Source organism: Sphingobacterium sp. HSC-15S19, assembly GCF_050433745.1.
GTDB lineage: Bacteria > Bacteroidota > Bacteroidia > Sphingobacteriales > Sphingobacteriaceae > Sphingobacterium > Sphingobacterium siyangense.
Genome location: NZ_JBNPWQ010000008.1, coordinates 97222 through 121436, shown reverse-complemented (window position 1 = coordinate 121436; position 24215 = coordinate 97222). Strand labels below are relative to the sequence as shown.

Sequence of the window (24215 nt, the reverse complement as noted above, 5' to 3'; positions counted from 1 at the left end):
CAAAGATTATTTTCTTTCAAATTTTTTGTTGTGATAAACCATTATACCCAAAGCTCTATTAGCATAGCCCCATTTTGGATAAAATTCAAATTTGTAATCGCTATTCAATCCCGAAAACTTATCTTGCGTCATTCGGCTAACATAATCCACCCCATATTTATGAATCAATCGACCGAAATACAATGCCGCATCATAACCTTTATAAGAAAACTCAGACGGGTCTACTTTATAAGCCGTTTTATAATTTCCAATAAATTTGCGGGTATCACTATCACTCTCATTCACTAAGTTGGAAGAGGTAATAGTAAGTCCATAGAAATCCATATTTTCGAAATTCTCAAACGAAAGCTTAGCCATATTTGGATGTCCATACAACTTAAACTGGTTACCTGGATTCAAAAAGCGTTCGTCCATCGCATCCAAAAGCCCCTTTACCAAATTCTTATTAGCCGTACCAGAAATGACATGATTAGTTCCCGTCAACACAAGGCTATTGTTGAGCTCGTTGACGCTCATAACAGTTTTTACTTTTGCCTGTGCATTAGCCTTTGAAATTTCGCTAACAAAATTGACTAGAAACTGTTTGCTTTCATCGTCACCGGCATCGTATACCAGAATCTGATCACCCGTATAATACTGATCAGCAACATATTTTGCTAATGTTTCCGAGTGTGTACGAATAGATGGTGTGATGGAAACCAAATTAGGTAAGCTAAATTCGGAAGCCATAGTCGCCGCCAACGGAGAAACTTGTAACACATTCTTATTTGCAAATGTTTGCCCAAAGCTTTTTATCTCACGTGGATACACCGGGCCCACCACAAGTACGGCATCCTTCACATTGACCGCTGTCCCCAAGGTCGCATTATAGGCAACATTGTCTCGAGAATCAATTACTTGTAGATCAAATAAGGCCCCCTCTTTGGCAATTTTGTCAAGGCCCAATTGAAATCCCTGATAAAAATCAAGCGCCAAGGAAGAACGCTCCACATCTTCTTTTGTAATCGTCCCCGCAATACCACTTAACTCGAATGGTAATAGCAAGGCGATGCGATTATTTTTCACAGCATGGCCGTTGACATCCTGGATATCCCCCACTTTGGCAATGGTCTTATCTTTGTCAACTACTGGTTTAGTCACAGCAGTTTGCTGTTCGCCTTGACCAGAGGAAGGCGAACGCAATACTGTGCTTTTTTTCGTTGTGCAGCTTGCAAGACATAATGCTACAAGTGCCGCAACCCATATTTTATTCCCACTCAATTGTAGCGGGCGGTTTTGAACTGATATCATATACAACTCTGTTTATTCCTTTCACATGGTTGATAATTTCATTTGAAATTTTTGCCAACAGGTCATATGGTAAATGTATCCAATCCGCAGTCATTCCATCAAGAGAACCAACTGCACGTAAGCTAACAACATGCTCGTAAGTACGCTCGTCACCCATTACGCCTACAGAACGCACTGGCAAGAAAATTGTACCAGCTTGCCATACTTTATCGTACCAGCCAGCTTCCTTCAGATTATTGATAAAGATCGCATCAGCCTCTTGTACAATACGTACACGCTCAGGTGTAATATCACCTAAAATACGAATTGCCAAACCTGGTCCAGGGAAGGGATGTCTGCCTAAAATTGCCTGATCCACTTCTAAAGCTTTTCCTACTCTTCTTACTTCATCTTTAAACAACGTTTTTAGCGGTTCTACGACTTTCAATTTCATGAAATCAGGTAAACCACCAACGTTATGGTGTGATTTGATTGTTGCTGACGGTCCTTTCACTGAAACCGACTCGATAATATCTGGGTAAATTGTTCCTTGTCCCAACCATTTCGCTTCAATTCCTTCAGGTAATTCTTTTTGGATTTCTTTTGCAGCTTCATCAAAAACATCAATAAATGAATTACCAATGATTTTGCGTTTCTCTTCTGGTTCAGAAACCCCAGCTAATCTACCATAAAATAAATCCTTGGCATTTATTCCTTTAATATTTAACCCCATATTTTTGTAAGAATCCAACACCTGCTCGTATTCATCTTTACGAAGCAGACCATGATCTACGAAAATACAATGTAATTTTTTTCCGATTGCTTGATGCAACAATACTGCTGCTACTGTTGAATCTACTCCTCCTGACAAAGCCATGATAACGTGATCGTCACCCAATTGCGCTTTCAAAGAGGATACTGTTGTTTCAACAAATGCGTCCGGTGTCCAGTCCTGTGCACAACCACAAATGTTTACAACGAAGTTTTTTAATAAGATAGCCCCATCAGTACTATGTGTTACTTCCGGGTGGAATTGTATACCATAGGTGCGGGTACCTTTTACTTGATAAGCAGCAACACGAACTTTATCCGTACTTGCTATAATGTCAAAATTTGCAGGAACTTCTTTGATAGTGTCTCCATGTGACATCCATACCTGCGATTGAGTTGGTACTCCTGCCAATAATTCATTCTCACTATTGACAAACTGCAGATTTGCACGACCATATTCGCGGATTTCAGAAGGTAACACTTCACCACCTGATTTTTGAGCGATGTATTGTGCTCCGTAACAAACTCCTAAAAGTGGGAAACGATCCTGAATAGCGACAAAATCAATTTGCGGTGCATCTTCTTGTCTAACAGAATAAGGACTTCCTGAAAAGATAACACCTTTTACGGAGTCATCAAAATCTGGCAATTTATTGAACGGGTGTATCTCACAATACACATTTAGTTCTCTGACACGTCTAGCGATCAACTGTGTGTATTGAGACCCGAAGTCTAGAATTATAATTTTTTCTGGCATGCTGCAAAGGTAAGTATTACGAATGAATTATTAAATGTCAAATCAGGAAATAATGCCTGCTTTTAACAGTTCTACTTCCATTTCTTTCTGTAGAATTAGGGCTTCCTCCCGTGCTCTTTCAGCGAAATCACGTCCGTTTGAGGCATAGATAATTCCCCTTGTGCTGTTTACTAAAAGCCCGCAATCTTTGTTCATACCAAATTTACAAACATCTTCAAGCGAGCCGCCTTGTGCCCCCACTCCTGGAACCAATAAAAAATGATCTGGTGCATGTTCTCTAATTTTAATAAAGCCCTCCCCACGTGTTGCTCCGACCACATACATCAAATTGTCAGGTGTACCCCAAGTATTGACTTTATCGATCACCTGTTCGAACAATTGCAGCCCTTCTTTGTTTTCAAAATTTTGAAAGTCCAAGCTACCCTCATTCGATGTCAAAGCAAGTACGATTGCCCATTTATCGTTAAAATCCAAAAATGGAGTCACCGAGTCCTTCCCCATATAAGGTGCGATTGTAATACTATCAAAGCCAAGACCAGACGTCTTTTCATCAAAAAATGCCATCGCATAACGTCCCGACGTATTGCCAATATCCCCCCTTTTTGCGTCAGCAATACTGAAACAATCCTTTGGTAACGCAGCCCAGGTTTTTTGAAGCGATTGCCAGCCTTTGATTCCATAACATTCATAAAACGCAATATTGGGCTTATAGGCAACACACAAATCAGCCGTTGCATCTATGATAGCCTTATTGAAGCTATAGATCGGATCCTCATCATCCAAGAGATGCTCCGGGATTTTCGTGAGGTCTGTGTCTAATCCGACACATAAAAATGAGCGTTTCGCTTTTATTTGATGAATAAGTTCTGCTCTTGTCATGCTATATTTAGAGATCTTAAAATTATTTATTGATTAAATCTTGAATAAATTTACCTACATCAGGGCTTGAATAATCCGCCATACCTTCATGCCGTGTCGCTACATTACCCGCTTTGTCCAATATCACCGTTGAAGGAATTGAACCCGAGAGCCACTCCTTTGGAATATCACTATTTGGAAAACTAATCGGCAAAGTCAGCTGCTGTTCCTTCATAAAAGCCTCTGCTTTTGCTTTCCTGCCTTCTATCTCCACAATCAAAAACACCATATTTGCGTTATCTTTATAGCGATCATAGAGTACATTGATCGAAGGCATTTCTGCGCGACAAGGTGCACACCACGTTGCCCAAAAATTAATAAACACCACTTTTCCCTTCAGATCGGCCACCTTGACTGTTTCTCCCAGCGAATTGACAAAGGAGACATGACTGAATGCGCCCCCTGGAGCCACCCTATCGGAATCTTTAGAAGCTGAATTAAGCTCCAGTTTAGGTTTGAAAAAACCCATTTTCATTAAAAATTGCTGAAAATAACTTCTACTTGTTGGCCAGATCAACAAACCGATGAGCAGTACAAATACAACGTTTCCGATTATCTTTTTTGTCTTCGGACTCATAGGTAATCCCGCTATTAAGAATCAAACTTATCCAACAGCTTCAACAAGGTCGCAAAATCCTTTGGATAAGGTGCCTCAAAAGCAATCTTAACTCCGTTCAACTCAAATTCAACATGTTTTGAATGTAGTGCAAAACGCTTCATAATGGGTTGTTCCTCTTCATCTTTGGATAATGTATATCCCCTTTTCTTGATTTGGGACAAATACACAGGTTTACCGCGATACATGTCATCCCCCACAATAGCGGCATGTTGTGTCGCTAGGTGAATACGGATTTGGTGCATGCGTCCTGTAATGGGTTTACATTCCACTAAGGTATAGTTCTTGTAGTATTTGATCGAATTGAAGATGGTCTCTGCCGGTTTGCCGTTTGCACGATCAATAGATACATTTTTATTGCCTTGGTTCAAGATGGGCAAATCGACAAGCAAATCCTGAAAAGTATGTGTACCACCTATGATTGCATGATAAATCTTATTCACTTTTCTTTTTTCAAATGCAATGGAAATTGTACGGTATGTTTCTGGATTTTTTGCAATTAATAAAATACCCGAGGTCTCTTTATCCAGGCGGTGGCATACCTGTGCATCAGGATGATATTTCTTCGCCAAGCGAAGAATATTGACCTCCCCACCCTCACGTTCATCTAAAGAAGCGACAAACGGCGGTTTATTGATAACAATCAAATTTTCATCCTCATGGATGATTAATTCTGAAAATTTGGGAAATTTAAATAGACGATTCTCATTTTGTATCATTTTGCAAAAATACAAAACACAAGGCAGAATATTGGTCAATGTATGATAAAAAGCTTACTTTTGAACACACAATATAAGTTAAGATGTCTGTAAACAAAGAAATGAAACGAGTAAGCACAGCAATGCTGCAAGCCATGAAAGAACGTCAGGAAAAGATTTCTATGCTTACAAGCTATGATTACTCCATGGCCAAAATGGTAGATCAAGCTGGTGTTGACGTTATTTTGATTGGAGATTCCGCTGCCAACGTATTTGCTGGCTACGAAACAACCTTGCCTATCACCCTAGATAATATGATCTACCATGCCGCTTCCGTTGCTCGGGGTACCGAGCGTGCCATGGTATTAGCAGATTTGCCATTTGGATCTTATCAGGGCTCTGCCAATGAAGCTTACAATGCAGCTGTACGCATGATGAAAGAATCAGGTGCGCACGCATTAAAACTCGAGGGAGGACTTGAAATCATCGAAAACATCAAAAAAATCATTGCCGGAGGAATCCCTGTATGTGGACACCTGGGCTTGACTCCCCAATCCATCAATAAATTTGGAAATTTTGGTGTGCGGGCAAAAGAAGAGCAAGAAGCCGCTAAATTAATAGAAGATGCACTCGCTTTGCAGGAGGCGGGCTGTTTTGCAATTGTTCTGGAAAAGATACCGGCAAAATTAGCTAAAACAGTAACCGAAAAACTAGCGATTCCAACAGTTGGTATTGGGGCTGGGCCGGATTGCGATGGACAAGTCCTTGTGATTAACGACATGCTTGGAATGAATGCCGATTTCAAACCAAAATTTATGCGTCATTTCGCTAATTTGCACGAACAAATCACAACAGCAGTAGCAAATTATGTGGCCGAAGTAAAAGCAGTACAATACCCGAACGAAGACGAACAATACTAGAAGAAAAATATGCGGTTTTTGATCATTGGGCTTATTGTTCTTATTGCTTATCTGATGATACGCAAAAAATTCAATCTATTTGGGTTTACCGAAGATATGTCCAGAAATTTAAAATCAGGTTTTCAGTTGATTGAAGCTTCATCTCCAGTCATCCAGGCAAATCTAAAGAAGAGCGTTTCCAATGCCGTCATGGGGGTTATCCTCATTTTGATCACCGTTTTGCTGTTCATGAAGATAAAAATTGTCCTGTTCCTGCTTCCGATTGCCTTTTTCTTGTTGGGCTATCTCTTTCTGTTCAACAACCACTTTAGTAAGCTCAAAAGCCAACAAATATGGTACAATGCCAAAACCAATGAGGTTTTTATTGAACAGCTAAAAGGAGAAAATTATGCTTTTAACATTTTTAAGGACATAGAAGCCGTTCAGAAGATCGAATCAATTCAAACGACCAAAGGTTTATTATACGGCTACTATCGTATTAAGTTAAAGAACAAAATATTGGAAATCCCCTATTTAGTCGCTGAAAACAGGCCCGTCAATAATTTATTTTTCGACACGATTAATCAAAACTTCGACGTAGCTATTCAAAAACGTATTTTTCCAATTATTTAAAAATGAACAGGTTGAACATCCGAAAAGAAAGTGTTATATTTAGGTAATCAATATAATTTGTTAAAACCAAAATATTTTACACTATGGGAAAAGGTGATATCAAAACCAGAAGAGGAAAAATATCAAATGGTTCTTTTGGAAAAAGAAGACCACATGTATCGAAAGCTGCCATCAAGCCAAAAGTAAAAAATGGGGCTTCAAAAGAAGTGGAACAAAAAGCAAAATCAAAAAAATAGTAATCAATAAAGCTAGAAATTTATTTCTGGCTTTTTTTATTTCCAATCGTTCCTGCTACCTCCATTTCGATGCCCGTTTCGATGTTCATTTGCAATGTTTTGGTCGTATTGTAAAATCCTTTTGACAACTGATATCATCATAATAATAAACCTATATTTACCCGTTAAATGTAAAAAGTACATAAGAGACTATATCCGTATGAATAAAAAATCGATCATTTACCTCCTTTTGGCTTGTGCTGTGTTTGGCGGTGGATACTTTCTGATAACTGCTAAAAAAGACAAAAAAGAAGCTGATAAGCCCAATGGGAAAAAAGATATGCCAGTCCCCGCACAGGCTATCATTGCCAAATCTTCCGTCGCCGATCGATCCATTAATCTCTCGGGAAGCATTGACGCAGAAGAGCAGGTTGAAATCAGAAGTGAAGTAAGTGGTCGAATCACCAAAATCTATTTCTCCGAAGGGCAGCGCATCAAACAGGGCGAACCCTTGATCAAGATTGATGATATTGAACTTCAGGCACAATTAAGACAAGCACAAACAACAAACCAGCTGAATGCCGAAAATGAACGTCGGGCCAGACTGCTGCTGCAAAAAGGAGCAATCAGTCAGGAGGAGTTTGATATAGCCAGTGCAGCTTTAAAAACCTCCTTAGCACAGATCCAGTTGATTCAGGCACAAATATCCAAAACAACCATCCGCGCCCCTTTTAGTGGCATGATTGGACTTCGGAATATTTCCGTAGGAGCCATTGTCTCATCCAGTACCCTGATTACAAACTTAGTGAAGGACAATCTTGTCAAAATTACCTTTGCAGTTCCCGAAAAATACAGCAATATTGTTAAAATAAACATGCCCATTGAGTTCAGCGTAGCCAACGACCCAACCGTCATAAAAGCAAACATTTACGCCGTTGAACCGCAAGTATCACTTAACACCAGAACACTCACCGTCCGCGCCAGAGCAACGAACGATCAGGGTAAATTGAAAGTCGGATCCTTTGTCAATGTGATTGTGCCGATCGAAGTGGAAAACGATGCGATATCCATTCCAACAGAAGCCATTGTTCCCGTACAGGATGGAAAAAAGGTCTTTGTATTACAGCATGGCCTTGCCAAGGAAGTGAAGGTTGAAACAGGTGCGCGTACCGACAAAGACATCGTCATTCTATCTGGCATCAGTGCCGGTGACACCGTTTTAACCACGGGCGTTCTGTCGTTAAAAGATGGAGCAAAAGTTAAGGTATCATTAGCTAACTAGTTGTACATGAATTTATCTGCAGTTTTTATTAAACGTCCTGTTTTAACTATTGTCGTCAATATTACCATCATATTGTTTGGCTATATTGGTTTTAGTTTTCTAGGCGTACGCGAATACCCCTCTATTGACCCAGCGATTGTTTCCGTCAGAACAAACTATGCCGGTGCCAATCCAGATATCATTGAATCTCAGATTACCGAGCCGCTAGAAAAGGCCATAAACTCGATCGATGGTATCCGCAACATCTCTTCTTCGAGCAATCAGGGATCCAGTAATATCACCATTGAGTTTGACTTAAAAAAGAACCTTGAGGAAGCCGCAAATGATGTCCGGGATAAAGTATCCCAAGCCATGCGAAGCCTACCACAGGATATTGATGCCCCACCAGTGGTATCCAAAGCCGATGCGGACTCCGATCCTATTATTACATTGACATTGCAAAGTGAGACGCGCGATAAACTTTCGCTGAGCGACTACGCCGAAAATGTGATTTCCGAAAGGTTGCAAACCATCCCCGGTGTCAGCAGCACACAGATCTATGGTCAAAAACGTTACGCTATGCGTCTATGGCTCAACCCCGACCGTATGGCTGCCTATGGTATCACAGCTTCGGATATTCGTACGGCATTGAATAGCCAGAATGTTGAATTACCTTCAGGGAAAATTGTCGGAAACACAACCGAGCTCACCGTAAAAACCGTCGGCAACCTGTCTACTCCTGAGCAATTCAATAACATCATTTTAAAGGCCGATAGCAGTCGTATCGTCAAGTTTATCGATATTGGCCGGGCAGAAATAGATGCTGAAAATCTCGAAACAAAAATGGTCAGTAACGGTAAACAGCTGGTCGGTATTGCCATTATTCCGCAGCCTGGAACAAATTACCTCGATATTGCCAACAATTTCTATAAAATGCTCGATCAGATCAAAGAAGATCTGCCCCAAGATATTATACTCAACATCGCTTCTGATAATACGACATTCATCAAAAAATCTGTTGAGGAGGTCGCCGAGACACTCCTGATTTCGATCATCCTGGTCACCCTGATTATCTATTTTTTCTTCCGCGACTGGGGTATCGCACTACGTCCTCTATTGGACATTCCCGTATCCTTGATCGCGACATTCTTTATTATGTATATTTTCGGATTTTCCATCAATGTACTGACGCTGCTTGCTATTGTACTCGCGACGGGGCTTGTTGTCGACGATGGTATCGTTGTTACCGAAAATATCTTCAAGAAAGTTGAAGAAGGAATGTCCCCTATTGAGGCGGCCCTGAAAGGGTCGAAGGAAATATTCTTCGCTGTTATTTCCATTTCAATCACACTTGCAGCCGTATTCTTACCCGTTATATTTCTTCAGGGATTTGTGGGACGGCTTTTCCGGGAGTTTGGTGTCGTCATCGCCTCGGCCGTATTGGTTTCCGCATTTGTTTCCCTCACCCTCACGCCGATGCTCAATGCCTATCTAATCAAAGGTGGTGGACACAAGAAGACGAAATTTTACGATTGGACCGAACCTATGTTCGTCAAAATGAATAAAGGTTATGCCAATGCACTGGAGAAATTCATGAAATTCAAATGGATCAGCTTTCCAATCCTGATCCTATGTTTTGTCATTATTGGCATCCTTTTCTCCTCCATTAAAAAAGAAACGGCGCCTTATGATGACAGAAGTAATATCTCCGTCAATGTGACAGGCCCGGAAGGTGCTACCTATGAATACATGGACCGATACATGCAGGAATTGGACAAATTGGTCTACGATTCCATTCCTGAGAACAAAATCAGTTTAAACATTACCTCTCCGGGTTTCGGCGCAAGCTCAGTCAACTCCGGACGTATACGGATGACTCTCGTTGATCCAAGTGAGCGTAAAAAATCACAGGACGATATTGCCAAAGAGCTCACTAAATGGACAAAAAAATACGACGGTGTCCGCGTCAATGTTTCGCAAACGCCGACGATATCCATGAATCGCAGAGGTGGATTACCTGTTCAGTACATTATCCAGGCACAAAATTTTGAAAAACTTCAGGAAAAGATACCCGAATTTATGAATGAGGTCAACAGCGATCCCGCATTCTCCACAACGGACATCAACCTGAAGTTCAACAAACCCGAACTGCATGTAGAAATTGATCGTCTGAAAGCCCTCAGTCTGGGCGTTTCTGTACTTGACGTTTCGCAGTCCCTCCAATTATTACTAAGCGGCCAACGTTTCGCTTATTTTATGCGTGATGGCAAACAATATCAGGTCATAGGCCAGGTTGAAAACGACCGTAGAGCCACACCTACAGACCTTGCGTCAATTTACGTGCGAAATAACCTCGGACAGCTTATCCAGTTAGACAACGTTGTAAGCGTTAAGGAAGAGAGCAGTCCACCCCAACTCTACCACAATAACCGCTACATGTCGGCTACAGTTTCAGCCGGTTTGGCGCCGGGCATGAGTATGAGTGACGGCATTGCAGCAATGGATCGCATAAAAGAAAAGGTCCTCGATCAGAGTTTCACCACCGACCTCAGTGGCGAATCACGTGACTTCGTTGAAAGTAGTTCCAATACACTATTTGCCTTTGGCCTTGCTTTGTTGCTTATCTACCTGATCTTAGCGGCCCAATTTGAAAGCTTCCTCGACCCATTTATCATTATCCTTACGGTACCCATGGCCGTTGCCGGAGCACTGATAAGTCTATGGTTATTTGATCAAACCTGGAATATATTCAGCCAAATTGGAACGATTATGCTAATTGGTCTCGTGACCAAAAATGGTATCTTGATTGTTGAGTTTGCCAACCAGATGCGCGAAGAGGGAATGGAAAAATTTGAGGCAATTATGCACTCTGCCGAATCACGCCTCAGACCGATCTTAATGACAAGTCTAGCCATTGCCTTGGGCGCATTACCGATTGCCATGTCACTTGGAGCTGCTTCAACGAGTAGAATTGGTATGGGGGTTGTTATCGTTGGTGGTACAATATTCTCCCTTATCCTAACCTTGTTCATTATCCCGGCAATCTATTACATGTGGTCAACACAAAAAAAGCATAGACCTGAATTTGATAACATTAAAAGCTACGAATAATAAAGACATGAAGAGAAATTTCATCCTACTAGTATTACTTTACTCCATCATGTTTCAAGCTCGTGCACAAGAGATACTGACCTTGGAAGATGCGCTAAAAACAACGTTGAGCAATAACTTCAATATTCTTTTGGCTAAAAATGACAATAACATCGATATGGAGAATACCAGTCTGGGAAGCGCCGGTATGCTTCCAGCGGTAACTGGAACGTTCAATAGAAGCAACTCCATCCAGAATTCAAGGCAGGTCAGAGCAGATGGTCAAATACAGCAGATTTCCAATGCAAAAAATGATAACATGTCTTATGGAGTCAACCTAAACTGGACGATATTCGATGGATTGGGCATGTTCGCCCGTCGCGACCGCTTCAAAGAAATACAACGTCAAGGGGAAGCGGAGATTAAATATCAAGTGATTACCCAGCTCAGCGAAGTCATGGCTACCTACTACAATCTGGTGCAGCAAAAGCGCCTGATAAATGCCCTAGATACCACCATCACCTTATCGAGATACCGTGTCATGCTTGCCGAAAATCGCCTGGAGATCGGAAAAGGCTCCAAGCTTGACCTCCTGAACGCAAAAGTCGATTTAAATACCGATCAGACAAACTTACTCAGACAACAGGAAAGCTTCAAAAATACCAAGACTTACCTCAATCAGCTGATGACGCGCGACTTGAGCCTGGATTTTCAAATTGAAGACGACATGAAACTTGATACGGATCTTAAACTTGGTAATCTGATCGAAATTGCCGATCGACAAAATCCGCAAATTCAGCTTGCCATCATCAACAATCGGGTGGCCGAGCTCAACTTAAAAGCAGTTAAGGCCGAACGTTATCCCAAAATTGGCCTAAATAGTGGGTACAATTGGAACGAATCCCACTCCTCCCTCGGTTTCTCGACAGAAAACAAAAATAGAGGTCTTACCTACGGCGTATCGGCTTCCCTTAATATTTTCAATGGATTTCTGCAAAATAGAAACGAACGGATTGCCAAATTTCAGATTAAAGGCTCCGAGCTACAGGTACAGCAACAAAAACAGGATATCCAGGCTCAGGTCAGAACCCTATTCCAAACCTACATCACCAATATGGAGCTGGCTAATGTAGAACGGAAAAATGAGGAGCTGGCAAAAGAAAATTTAAACATCACGATGGATAAATTCCGTATCGGTACCATCACAACCTTAGAAGTAAGAACAGCGCAGTTAAACTACATCAATGTAATGACACGTAGCTATACAGCACAATATGATGCGAAGGTATCCGAGATACGCCTAAAAGAATTAACAGGCGAAACGTATTAGAAATTTCTTTTTGCAAGAGGCCCTCTTAGAAAGGAACACTATCTGATGCGCTTCTTAACAGCATCTATTATTAAAAGCGAAAGGCTCCTTAACTAAATAAGGAGCCTTTCTTTGTCTATTTAATAGTCAATTGCTATAATAGATTTCAGCGGTATTAAAACGCCACTTTTAATCTGAATATATCTATCGGTTAACGACCATACAGTGGTCTCGATACGCTTTGGTCCGGAATCAGTCTCAAAGGCGATTTCAGTTTTGGATTTAAACTCATTTCCCAACCGAAGTGCCCCTTTCAATTTATCCATAAAAGTCGCTGTCTTATCTTCACTCGCCGGGATAAATTTAAATTGAGGAATTTCCTCTTTAGCTATTAGTTCTCCAACCATAATACTAGCATTTAATGTGTAAATTATTGTTTTGCGCTATGCTACTTTTATAACGCTTTAAAGCCAATCTTATTTTATCTCTTTCTGCCATTGGCTTATTTAAATCTACCGATTCCCATGATAAAAATCAATTAAATCCTTGAAAACTATCATTTATTTTACAATAAAAAAACGATTGTACTTTGGACACACTGCTCCGCTTTGAGGGTTACCAGCAAGCCCAACAGGCATTTATAACGAGATATCTAAATATAGTGTCATTTCATTTTGAATTTATAGCCAAAATCATTCATATTGCCTATTTTTGATCAAAACAATATGTAAATGGAAAAATCTGTTTTTGAAAAAGAGTGGGAAATTTATTTCACACAATGCTATTCTAACGGCCGTATTCGTTTCTCCGATTTATCCAATATCCTGCAGCTTACCGCGGGAGAACATGCCAATGCTGTCGGATTCGGTTTTAAAGAAATGGCCAAACATAACCAAACCTGGGTACTTAGCCGCATACGCATAGAGATTGCACGCTTGCCCAAATGGATGGACCATGTCAAGGTAAAAACTTGGGTTCAAGAATTAGAGGGCGCACGCTCAACGCGGAATTTCGAAATTACAGTCAATGGACAGATCTATGTTACTGCAACCAGTTATTGGGCTGTTATCAATACCGTGAAAAGGAGCTCTGAAACACTCGCAATTTCCACTGAAGATTTTACCACCTATCCTGATCGCCCGGCAACACAACAGCCATTTTCAAAATTGAATATTTCCCAGACCGTCAAAAATATTGATGAATATAGCGTTAGGCTTTCTGACCTGGACATTGTCAATCACGCCAACAATGTAAAATACCTGGATTGGTGTATGGACAGATTGCCCATTGAGCTGGTATTGACCAATCAGATCAGATCCTTAGAGATGAATTACCTGCGTGAATTACGCTATAATGATACCGTTGAAATTAACGGCGATGCAACAGATCAAGGTTACTTTATGACGGTTACTAAACAGCAACGAATCCACTTTGCTTTGGCTATAGAAACAAAATAAAAAAGGGAGGCTTTGGGCCTCCCTTTTATTTTACATATAGCATAATGTTATGCAAATGCCTTATCTCCTTTTTTGTAAGGAAGGTTACCATCAAATCTTCCTGGGATCTTCACAAAACGCAAAGCTTTTGTACAACCCAGCTCTGAGTTAAAGAAACCAGTCAATGTCAACTGTTTGAACATCGTGAACCAGTGTGGTGGATCGTTCTCAACATAATTGTACAATTGATTTTGTTTTTCTTTATTTTTCTCCAGAATATCTTTTTGATCTTCAGCTTGCTTTTTATTAAACTCGTTTGCTTCTTTATCCAAAGCAGCGGCAACAGCTGTTCTGTCTTCAGCAGAAAGCTCCAGGAATGGTTTTCCTTTCACCTCTTTTGCTTTATCATCTAAGCTCCCAAAACCAGTTAAAAATGCTTTTTGTTGCTTCTCCGTATAACAATCGCGAACCATGACCGGAATAAAACTTCCTACCCCTGCTTCTTTCGCACCCGGAGTTGCGGTAGCTGGTAAAATTGCTTCAGCCAAGTCACCTAATAAATCAGTTGTCTTCGCTTCAAACAAGGCTTGTACATCTTTTGTTGCTGAGCGTGTACAACCTTCCAAAAATAAATTAGCGCCGATAACGGTACCTCCTAAAATTAAGGCAACTCGTTGTAATGCTTCTCTTCTATTCATACTACTAAATATCTTAATTTTAGAAATTATATTTCATTTCCCAACCTTGTCTGTAATTACGTTTTACATATTGATTGACGTTATCAAAATTGGTGACACGCATGTTATCGTTATCCCACAACAATTTTAAGTTACGTCCAGGGTATTTACCATCAATACGTAAATCAGCACCTCTGATTGCCAGGTTAGCCATTAATAAAGCTTCTGTCAACGGACCCGCTATTTCAAAAGGTGAACTCACTTCTTTCTTGCCGTATCCAGCCTGACAAGCTTCAACCCATTGTGCATAGTGTCCGCCTTCTTGTCCTTGAACACGGGCATATTTCTGTGCCACCTGTTCTTTTCTTGAAGTCGGCAACAAGCGTGCATTCTGGCCGTAGGTATCAGCAAGGATTTTACCTTTTGTACCAACAAGTAAGATACCATTACCACCGTCACCAAAAATTTCGTTTGGACCTAATTCATCCGGACGAGCAGGCTGAATACCACCATCCATCCAATGTAACGTAACAGGACCATTTGTACGTGGCGTTTTAGGGAAAGTTAATGTCGCATGGCTCGATGGAGGGCAACTTTCAGGGAAATATCCCCGTTTGAACTCATCCACATACACCGATCCTACAGTTGCCTGTACATCTTGTACATAAGTCAATCCTAAAGTACTGAAAGGAACTTCCAACAAGTGGCAGCCCATATCGCCCAATGCACCAGTACCGTAATCCCACCAGCCGCGCCAGTTGAAAGGCACCAATTTGTCAACATACTCTTTATGTGGCGCTGTACCTAACCAAAGGTCCCAATCCAATTCTTTTGGAATTTCAGCTTTACCTGTAGGCCATGCAATACCTGAAGGCCATACCGGACGATCTGTCCAACAATATACCGTATGTACATCACCGATCAGACCTGCTTCGTACCATTCACGTACAAAACGTGGTCCATCATTTGATGCACCTTGATTTCCCATTTGGGTAACAACCTTATATTTCTTAGCTGCATGCGTCAATGCTCTCGCTTCCCATACATCGTGAGTCAACGGTTTTTGAACGTACACGTGTTTACCCAATTGCATAGCTGCAAGCGCTTGAATCGCATGTTGATGATCTGGAGTTGATACAGAAACGGCTTCTATACGTTTGTGCTCCTTATCCAACATCTCACGGTAGTCTTTGTAATATTTTGCTTTCGGGTAACGTTTCAACGCACCAGCTGCACGACGGTCGTCCACATCACACAAGAAAGCTAGATCTGCCTTTCCTGAATCATGGAATGCATTGATGTCACTAAAACCTTTACCCCCTACACCAATACCTGCTACTTGCAATTTGTCACTTGGAGCTGTAAAGCCATTTCCGCCCAATACATGGCGAGGGACGATCATAAAAGCCGCAGCAGCTGTTGCCGCGCTCTTTATAAAACCTCTTCTACTCGTCTTATTTGAGTTATTTTCCATTGTTATCAATCTTTAGCTATTAGATGTTACCTTTTTTCAATTCGCTCACTGCGAAATCAACCGCACGAGCAGTAAGTGCCATATACGTTAATGAAGGGTTGACACAACCTGCAGAAGTCATACAAGCACCATCCGTTACGAAAACATTCAATGCATCCCAAACTTGGTTGTTACCATTTAATACCGAAGTTTTCGGATCACGTCCCATACGGGCAGTTCCCATTTCGTGGATACCTTGGCCCAGACCATATACGTTATCGTACGTATACGTATCTTTTACGCCAATGCTTTCCAACATTTCCTTCATTTCATTTTGCATGTCACCACGCATCTTCAATTCATTATCCTTGATCTCAGCGTCAAAAGACAATACAGGTAAACCCCATTTATCTTTTTTGGACTTGTCAAGTGTAATTTTATTTTCGTGATATGGCAAGGTTTCTCCAAAGGCTGTAAAGCCAACCGTCCAGTCGCCTGGCTCACAGATCGCATCTTTCCAAGCGCCACCTACTTCCATCTCTGCTACTGCACCAGACCAGCGTCCACGACCTGCAGCACCTTGGTAGCCAAATCCACGTACATAGTCGCGTTTTTTGGTATCACCTTCGACGTTTACAAAACGTGGTACATACAAACCTGTCGGTCTACGTCCAAATACATAGCTATCTAAATAGCCTTCCAACTTACCACCAGCACCACAACGGAAATGGTGATCCATCAAATTGTGGCCCAATTCACCGCTGCTACTTCCTAAACCACCTTCCCAAACATCTGTAGCTGAGTTCATCAATACCCAAGTCGAGTTCAATGCAGATGCACAAACAAAAATTACTTTAGCGAAAAACTCATAAGTTTGATTTGTCTCAGCATCTACAATCTCAACGCCTTTTGCCTTTTTCGTGTTTTTATCGTAGATAATTTTTGTTACGATAGAAAAAGGACGTAATGTCAAGTTATTTGTCTTTTTTGCTGCAGGAAGAGTCGCCGATTGCGTACTGAAATAAGCACCAAAATTACAACCCAACCAACATTGATTTTGATATTGACAATTTACACGGTCATGATGCGGAACAGTAATGTTTGCTGTTCTACCCATGATGAAATGACGTTGACCACCGTATTGTTTTTTCAAACGCTCAGCCAGGTCTTTTTCAACAATATTCATCGCCATTGCAGGCATGTAATCTCCATCTGGCAAAGACGGTACACCGTCTCTATTTCCAGAGATACCCGCAAATTTTTCAGCATAACTATACCAAGGAGCAATTTCATTATAACGAATCGGCCAATCCACACCGTGGCCATCTTTTAAGTTAGCTTCAAAATCCAAATCGCCCAAACGATAAGATTGTCTTCCCCACATTAAAGAACGTCCACCAACATGATACCCACGGTACCAGTCAAAACGTTTTACCTCTGTATATGGACTCTCTTTTTCATTTACCCAAAAATCCAGGTTCTTCTCATTCAAAGGATAATCTCTACGCAAAACCGGATAATCTTCGATCATTTGTTGCGTACGACCACCAGCATGAGGCCATTCCCATGGATTTTTATTTGGCGCAGTATAATCCTTGATGTGTTCAATGTTACGACCACGCTCCAGCATAATTGTTTTCAGCCCTTTCTCTGTCAATTCTTTCGCAGCCCATCCACCACTTATCCCCGAACCAATTACAATTGCGTCATAAGTATTTGTTGCCATCTCTCTTCTAATTATTTGTTTTTAAATAGTTATTTTTTCTGTTTAGTGTGCAGCATTTGTACTGTCGATCTTTTCGTCCTTGAAAAAAGCTAAAAAGATAAAAAATACAACAGCTGCGATTATTGCAGGTACAACCCAAGTATGATTCCAAAATCCCGCTAGGTCTGTTGTCTTCATTTCTTTGTATTTGTCTCCTACGTAACCAGCTACCCAAAAACCGATCAACTGTCCAACGCCATAGGTTGCCAAAGTGATCAAGCCCTGTGCTGCTGATTTGTATTTAACGCCAGCTTTGCTATCTGTATAAATCTGTCCCGAAACAAAGAAAAAGTCGTAACAGATACCGTGCAATGCAATACCGATCAACAACATGAACGATAGTTCGCCCGCATTGCCATAAGCAAATAACAGATAACGGATTACCCAAGCCAACATACCGACTAAAATTGTTTTCTTAAAGCCAAATCTTGTAAAGAAAATTGGTAAGGCCAATAAGAACAATACCTCAGAGCCCTGACCGATTGTCATTTTACCAGTAGCATTTTCTAGCCCTATCTCGGAAAGAAAAGGGTTTGCATTCGAATAATAAAATGCCAGAGGAATACAGATCAATACCGAAGAAATGAAAAAAATAAAGAAGTTCTTGTCTTTTAACAATTTAATCGCATCCAGACCAATGATTGATGCAAAGGATGGTTTTTCGGTTTCATCCAATTTAACCGGCGGCGTTTTAGGCAGTGCAAAAGAAAATACACCCAATACTAAAGAAGCAACACCCGATAATAGGAAAGTATTTTTTAATGCTCCTTCTGATGCTTTTGCATCCCAAAAATAACTGATAACTAAACCAGCTACTATCCAACCAATAGTTCCCCAAATACGTATACCTGAGAACTGTTTTTCTGGATTCGTCAATTGGCGAAAAGAAACTGAACTAGTCAAAGCTAATGTTGGCATGTAAAGTATCATATAGGCCAAAACATACGGATAAAATGTCGACATGTCTGCAGCACCATACATCTGATACATCAATACCGCACCGACCAAGTGTAAAACACCCAAAATACGCTCCGCATTGAAATAGCGATCTGCAATCATTCCGACAATAAAGGGAGCAATAATAGCACCCAATGATTGTGTAGAAAATACATTAGCCTTTTCAAATTCTGTTGCATTCAAATTCTTGCTCAAAAAAGTACCTAATGTGACAAACCATCCCCCCCAAATAAAAAATTCGAGGAACATCATGAAGGATAGTTTAAATTTTATTGTTGATGAAATCATAAAAAAAATGGTGTTTTACAATACTACTAATTGGTTTTACCTGCTCAATTTAAGAAATTAAATCTAATTGTCAATAGTACACTATTAAAATATTACAAAAAGCTATCGACCTCCCGATAAGCCGCCACCAAGCGATCCTCACCCTCTTTACCAGGTTTGGAAATACCATGTTCCATCCCCATGACACCCTTATATCCTTTACTATGAATGTGTTTGAATACGTTTTTATAATTGATCTCTCCTGTAGTCGGTTCTTTACGGCCTGGATTATCGCCAATCTGAATATAAGCAATTTCATCCCAGCAACGATTCATATTTGCAATTAAATCTCCCTCGGTACGCTGCATATGATAAATATCATATAAAATTTTACAGGATGGACTGTTCACGGCCTTACATAAAGCATACGTCTCATGTGTTTGCTGCAAAAATAAATCTGGTGTATCACTTAAGGTTTCCAACACCATCACCAAACCATGTGGTTCAAAGATCTCCGCACCCTTACGCATCGCAGTAAGTATGTTGCTGAACTGATTACCCCAAGGTAGTTTTCTTTCATAAAAGCCCGGTACCACAGTCAGCCATTTTGCATTGCAACGCTTGGCAGCTTCGACAGACTTCTTGCATGTTTCGACAAACTTATCTAAATACTCTTGTTTACCCGTCGCTAAAGAAGGCATCCAGTTTTGTCCGCCATCCACAACAAATACACCCATTGTCATGCCTAACTTAGCCAATAAATCACCGATCTTCTTCTGCTCATCCAATGTTCTGCCCAAATAGCCATTATCTTCTATTCCACGAAATCCCAAATCATACATATACCGAATTTCATCCAGGAAATTGTCACCTGCATGATTTTTGAACATCCCCTGATGCGGGGCATAATTTAAGTTAAATGTCTTTCCTTTATCCATCGTATTTGCTGTATTTTGAGTGGTTGACGCAAAAGTCTGTCCAGCTAGTCCTGCCCCGGCGGCCAAAAGACTACCTTTAATAAAATCCGATCTCTTCATTTTATTTATAATTGATTAATTTTTAAATAATTTACCAAATCCATCCGAATAAATCGCTTCGATGGACTGATTTTTATTTTTAAAAATGACAAAAACCTCCACACCCTTCAATTTTTTGGCCTTTGTCTTAACTTGTTCGGGTTCCATGCCCATAAAATAATTATCCAGTGCATCTGCTTCCATAGCAGTCTTCGCATAGACGCTGACACTCAATATATCGGTCATGTATGGAAAACCCGAAACAGGGTCGATATGATGACCCAATTTTTTCCCTTTGTACTTAATAAACTTTTCGAAACTGCCTGCCGTTGTCAGCGCCCCTTCTTTGAGCTGCGCAACAGCGGTCATCAATTCCTCCCCGCCCGCATCATCGGGCTGAACAATACCAATAGAAAAGCCCTGCCCACTTGGCGGAGTCCCTAAAGCCCTGATTTCACCACCGACCTCTACCATATAATTGGCAATCCCCTTTCGCCCAAGATAGTCGGCCAAAACATCTACCGTATAGCCCTGGGCAATACCATTTACATCTATTTTAATCCCTTTCTTCTTTTTGATAAGCCGATTGCCGCTAACCTTCAGATAGTGCATTCCCACTAGTTCCTTCGCTTTTAGCACCGTCGCCGAATCTGGGGCGACCGGACTCTTATTAGCACCAAAGCCCCATAGGTTGACTAGCGGGGCAATAGTAATATCGAATTGACCTTTCGATAATTTATGATATTTAAAGGAAGCTTTTATCACCTTGGCCATATGGCTATCCATCACAATAGACATTACCGTATCTGTATTGAACTTGGATATTCTCGAGTCCTTCCGATAAATTGACATCGAAAAATCAATCGCCGTTAAAATACTGTCAACTTCCGACCGTCTAACAAGACTGTCGGAAGCGAAGTAAGTGATATGGAATTGAGTCCCCTGCGCGGGTCCTTCCAGCCGAATTTTATGGAGTTTCGTTGATGGTATTTGCGCCTGTACATCAATGCAACAAATCGTGACAAAAAATAGAAGACACAAATTCCACCTTAATCCCATCGGCCCAAAAACTTAAATATATAGGTTTGTGTTTTGACCAGGCATCGCTACAGGGTAAAAACCTTCTGCATCCGGAAGTAACTTTGGTTTAGCATCCCAAGCAAGTACATCTGGCCCCAGTTTGATAGTAGATTTCAAGGCTTCATCCCATTTGATCACCTTACCTGTATAACAAGCAATACGCCCGATAATACCTGTCAACGTACTATAAGCACCATATTCTGCATTATCAAATTTATATTCGCCTTTCGAAATTGCTGTAAAAAGTTCCTTATGTTCTTGTTGATAAGGATTTGGATTGCCCTTGGCATCATGGCGATAGATTTCTTTTCCTTTCCAGTCGTACAATACAGCCTGTCCACCTGCAGAAAGATAAGCACGTCCTTTTGTTGCCTGGAATTGCTCGTCTACACGGTTATGTATACCCTCAAAGTGTCTACACTGACTATAAACAACACTGTTATCAGCATAGGTTAATTCTAATGCAAAATTATCATAGATTTCACCATACTCTTTGCCTGTACGGTGTGCTCTGCTCCCTGTGCCTTGGATCGATACGGGATAAGCGCCTTTTACCCAATTGGCGATATCAATATTGTGCACGTGCTGCTCAACGATATGATCGCCACACAACCAGTTAAAATAATACCAGTTACGCATTTGGTACTCCATTTCAGTTTGCTCTGGCTTGCGCGGACGCACCCATACGCCACCTGAGTTCCAGTAGACTTGTCCAGAGGTAACATCACCGATAGCACCTTCGTGAATACGTTTGATAGCCTCACGGTAATTCGTTTGATAACGGCGTTGCAAACCAACCACAACATTCAATTTTTTACGTTTAGCTTCTGCAGCCACACGTAAGACCTGTTGTACACCAGGTATATCAACCGCTACCGGTTTCTCCATGAAAACATGTTTACCTTGACGGATCGCTTCCTCAAAATGCATTGGTCTAAATCCTGGAGGAGTTGCCAAAATAACAACATCGGCCAATTGAATTGCATCTTTATACGCATCGAACCCTACAAATTTATGGTTGTCACTTACATCGATCTTATCTTGCCATTTTTCTTTCAGCGTTTTATAAGTACTCTCTAAATTATCTTTAAAAGCATCTGCAAGTGCCACCACTTTAATGTTCATTCCCGAACTTAACGCATCAAATGTAGCTCCAGTTCCGCGGCCCCCACAGCCCACTAAGGCAACTTTGATAACATCTGAACCAGCAGCATATGCACCTGATAAAGGCATTGAGCTCAACACAGCGCCCCCAGCAACTACAGCAGAAGTTTTAATAAAATCTCTTCTTTCTAGATTTTCCATAACAGTTTTATATTGATTATTTTATATTAAAAGTCTTTGATTGGCTGTTTGTCGTAATAAGCCATAATTTCTTCGTGACTGGGTGGATTAAGGGGTCTTACCAGTCTCATACCCACAAATGGGGCTTCCGGAAACCACCAGTTACTTTTTGGAATTTGTGGATCCAACTGTTTCCACACGGGATCTGAAGCACCACGCGCTGCAGAGCGCATGTCCTCGGCCCCACTGTCAAAAGCACCACCTCGTACAACATGTGGATACAGGGTTGTCGGAACAACTACGGGGTTGGTCAATACCTTTCCTTTGCCTTCATTGTAACTATCGGCCTTATATTGGTCATAAGTCCACTCAGCAACATTGCCATAAATATCATAAAGGCCCCAAGGGTTCGGTTTCTTCTGTCCTACAATATGTGTTTTCTGTTCACCGTTATCTTTAAACCAGGCATAATCTGCTAATGGCGTTGCTTGATCACCGAAAAAATAAGTTGTCTTTGAACCAGCTCGAGCTGCATATTCCCACTCAGCCTCTGTTGGTAAACGATAAAACACACCCGTACGGACATACAACCACTTACAGAATTGGATGGCATTGTAATGGGTCATCGCCAAGGCCGGGTGTCCTTCTTTTCCAAAACCAAAAGTCATATCCAAATAGGGTTTGGTAGGTCGCGTAACGGCATCAATCTCTTTGGATACTTTACCGTCCTTACTCTTTGCGATCTCATAATCTTTATACAGAAACGGTTCAAAGAGATCCCAGGTTACTTCATACTGCCCCATCCAAAATGGGTCCAACTTCACCTCATGTGCAGGTTTTTCATCTTCTTTCCCGCCGCTTGTAGTTCCCATTTTAAAACTACCACCAGGGATTGCTAGCATTTTGAACGTCAGATTGGTTCCTTCAATGGGTTGCTCATACGGTTCGAACGTCTTCTGAGCCATAGCGTGCACGCCAGCAAATAACAAAACAGGAATAAAGATTCTTTTTAACATATTTAGGTTTGTAATTAGAGACTAAAATATAAAATAAGGTGTATACTTTACACTTTGACACTATAACTTTTTTATTACAGTTTAATTCTTAACATAATAGTCCATTCGTAATAACGATTTAGCAAGATACTGATTAGGATCCTCGGGGAACTTAATTAGCCTGAAAATCAAGATCAATAAAAAAGGTTTTCCATTTTCATGGAAAACCTCGATATCTTATCACAGCATGCCTGTGTCTAAAGCAGAATCTTACGACTTACCGCCTTATCGATGGTAATATACCCCGGGTAGAACACCGACTGCCCTGCGATATTGATAGAAGGTTTAACTTTTAACGTAAATATTCCCTTTTTATTCTCATCGCTTGACATTAAAAAATCCTGCAGGTCCGAATTCTTCAACAAATCATAGATATTGGTGGCTATACGCACATTGGCCACTGTAGATTCTCCGGGCTCTATTTGTAATGATTGATTCACAATCCCTTCCACAAGCTGCTGTCCGCCGTAAAGAATGATATACTGGAACTTATTGATAGACGCTTTTTTGAGCGTCGGGTTATCAATTTTAAGTCGGATAACTGCATCCAATGGAATATCTTTCCGCAAATAGGCCAATGCCAAGCTCGGCGCGGCACCTAGGTCAATTTGATTATTCCTGATCAGTCGTTGCAATGATGTTCCAGCCAATCGAATACTATCTACCGATTCCACATCGAATTTACATTTCGCCAAATTTTCGATCTGTGCCTTTTGTCGACTCACACCACAGCCGGAAATAAACAACCCCAGCAGAACCAAACATCCAAATAAAATTTTCTTGCTCATA

At 40.9% G+C, this 24215-nt stretch carries 22 protein-coding genes; 7 read left to right on the top strand and 15 right to left on the bottom strand.

All coding sequences use genetic code 11. The features are described from left to right. Positions 1-6: 6 nt before the first annotated feature. Genes L1283_RS08450 through L1283_RS08430 form a run of 5 tightly spaced genes read right to left on the bottom strand, consistent with a single transcriptional unit; the run spans position 7 to position 5050 of the window. Complete coding sequence (locus tag L1283_RS08450; protein WP_286848076.1) at positions 7-1290, bottom strand: ABC transporter substrate-binding protein; 1284 nt, start codon at positions 1288-1290, stop codon at positions 7-9. Next, on the bottom strand, positions 1247-2797 hold the full coding sequence (gene guaA / locus L1283_RS08445) for a glutamine-hydrolyzing GMP synthase (protein WP_120334085.1): 1551 nt from the start codon (positions 2795-2797) through the stop codon (positions 1247-1249). Before guaA ends, L1283_RS08450 begins: the two co-directional genes overlap by 44 nt. Positions 2798-2839: 42 nt before the next feature. Then, positions 2840-3676 carry an orotidine-5'-phosphate decarboxylase gene (gene pyrF, locus L1283_RS08440; RefSeq protein ID WP_112376356.1) on the bottom strand — a complete coding sequence of 279 codons (837 nt, stop codon included), beginning with the start codon at positions 3674-3676 and terminating at the stop codon, positions 2840-2842. A gap of 22 nt (positions 3677-3698) precedes the next feature. Continuing rightward, positions 3699-4292: a TlpA family protein disulfide reductase gene (locus tag L1283_RS08435; protein ID WP_088161768.1), complete on the bottom strand. Its 594-nt coding sequence runs from the start codon at positions 4290-4292 to the stop codon at positions 3699-3701. Positions 4293-4306: 14 nt separating this feature from the next. Then, positions 4307-5050 carry an RluA family pseudouridine synthase gene (locus L1283_RS08430; RefSeq protein WP_429626000.1) on the bottom strand — a complete coding sequence of 248 codons (744 nt, stop codon included), beginning with the start codon at positions 5048-5050 and terminating at the stop codon, positions 4307-4309. A gap of 83 nt (positions 5051-5133) precedes the next feature. Here L1283_RS08430 and panB point away from each other — a divergent pair, with 83 nt between their 5' ends. The 6 genes from panB to L1283_RS08400 all read left to right on the top strand — a co-directional run bounded on the left by panB (position 5134) and on the right by L1283_RS08400 (position 12457). Further along, complete coding sequence (panB, locus tag L1283_RS08425; RefSeq protein ID WP_286848074.1) at positions 5134-5949, top strand: 3-methyl-2-oxobutanoate hydroxymethyltransferase; 816 nt, start codon at positions 5134-5136, stop codon at positions 5947-5949. A 9-nt stretch (positions 5950-5958) separates the two neighbouring features. Continuing rightward, positions 5959-6561 carry a hypothetical protein gene (locus L1283_RS08420; protein ID WP_286848073.1) on the top strand — a complete coding sequence of 201 codons (603 nt, stop codon included), beginning with the start codon at positions 5959-5961 and terminating at the stop codon, positions 6559-6561. Between the two features lie 83 nt (positions 6562-6644). After that, the gene (locus L1283_RS08415; protein ID WP_075992880.1) at positions 6645-6797 is read left to right on the top strand and encodes a 30S ribosomal protein THX; all 153 of its coding nucleotides are present in this window, start codon (positions 6645-6647) and stop codon (positions 6795-6797) included. A gap of 199 nt (positions 6798-6996) precedes the next feature. After that, entirely contained in the window at positions 6997-8058 is a 1062-nt protein-coding gene (locus L1283_RS08410) for an efflux RND transporter periplasmic adaptor subunit (protein ID WP_286848072.1), read from the top strand. Positions 8059-8064: 6 nt separating this feature from the next. After that, the gene (locus tag L1283_RS08405; RefSeq protein WP_286848071.1) at positions 8065-11148 is read left to right on the top strand and encodes an efflux RND transporter permease subunit; all 3084 of its coding nucleotides are present in this window, start codon (positions 8065-8067) and stop codon (positions 11146-11148) included. Positions 11149-11155: 7 nt separating this feature from the next. Continuing rightward, positions 11156-12457, top strand: coding sequence for a TolC family protein (locus L1283_RS08400; RefSeq protein WP_286848070.1), 1302 nt, complete (start codon positions 11156-11158; stop codon positions 12455-12457). A 119-nt stretch (positions 12458-12576) separates the two neighbouring features. Here the strand turns inward: L1283_RS08400 and L1283_RS08395 are convergent, their stop codons facing one another. Then, a complete protein-coding gene (locus L1283_RS08395; protein WP_172462508.1) occupies positions 12577-12843 on the bottom strand; it encodes a hypothetical protein in 267 nt (88 codons plus the stop codon). 324 nt (positions 12844-13167) lie between these two features. On the opposite strand from L1283_RS08395, the gene L1283_RS08390 reads away from it, so the two are divergent. Then, positions 13168-13893, top strand: a complete 726-nt coding sequence (locus tag L1283_RS08390; protein ID WP_286848069.1) for an acyl-[acyl-carrier-protein] thioesterase — start codon at positions 13168-13170, stop codon at positions 13891-13893. A 47-nt stretch (positions 13894-13940) separates the two neighbouring features. Here L1283_RS08390 and L1283_RS08385 read toward each other — a convergent pair whose 3' ends face one another. The 9 genes from L1283_RS08385 to L1283_RS08345 form a co-directional block, all read right to left on the bottom strand. Continuing rightward, positions 13941-14570, bottom strand: coding sequence for a gluconate 2-dehydrogenase subunit 3 family protein (locus tag L1283_RS08385; protein ID WP_075992886.1), 630 nt, complete (start codon positions 14568-14570; stop codon positions 13941-13943). Between the two features lie 19 nt (positions 14571-14589). Next, a complete protein-coding gene (locus L1283_RS08380) occupies positions 14590-16023 on the bottom strand; it encodes a Gfo/Idh/MocA family protein (protein WP_120334075.1) in 1434 nt (477 codons plus the stop codon). Between the two features lie 19 nt (positions 16024-16042). Further along, positions 16043-17728 carry a GMC oxidoreductase gene (locus tag L1283_RS08375; protein WP_153844724.1) on the bottom strand — a complete coding sequence of 562 codons (1686 nt, stop codon included), beginning with the start codon at positions 17726-17728 and terminating at the stop codon, positions 16043-16045. 42 nt (positions 17729-17770) lie between these two features. Further along, a complete protein-coding gene (locus tag L1283_RS08370) occupies positions 17771-19009 on the bottom strand; it encodes a nucleoside permease (RefSeq protein WP_145327011.1) in 1239 nt (412 codons plus the stop codon). Positions 19010-19104: 95 nt separating this feature from the next. Further along, positions 19105-20028, bottom strand: a complete 924-nt coding sequence (locus L1283_RS08365; protein ID WP_145326896.1) for a hydroxypyruvate isomerase family protein — start codon at positions 20026-20028, stop codon at positions 19105-19107. Positions 20029-20043: 15 nt separating this feature from the next. Further along, positions 20044-21066 (bottom strand): FAD:protein FMN transferase, encoded by a 1023-nt coding sequence (locus L1283_RS08360; RefSeq protein WP_145326897.1) that lies wholly within the window; start codon positions 21064-21066, stop codon positions 20044-20046. Positions 21067-21078: 12 nt separating this feature from the next. Next, a complete protein-coding gene (locus L1283_RS08355; protein WP_046672915.1) occupies positions 21079-22392 on the bottom strand; it encodes a Gfo/Idh/MocA family oxidoreductase in 1314 nt (437 codons plus the stop codon). A gap of 26 nt (positions 22393-22418) precedes the next feature. Next, a complete protein-coding gene (locus L1283_RS08350) occupies positions 22419-23387 on the bottom strand; it encodes a formylglycine-generating enzyme family protein (protein ID WP_075992891.1) in 969 nt (322 codons plus the stop codon). A gap of 236 nt (positions 23388-23623) precedes the next feature. Further along, positions 23624-24214, bottom strand: a complete 591-nt coding sequence (locus tag L1283_RS08345) for a hypothetical protein (protein WP_145326898.1) — start codon at positions 24212-24214, stop codon at positions 23624-23626. Between the last annotated feature and the right edge of the window lies 1 nt (position 24215).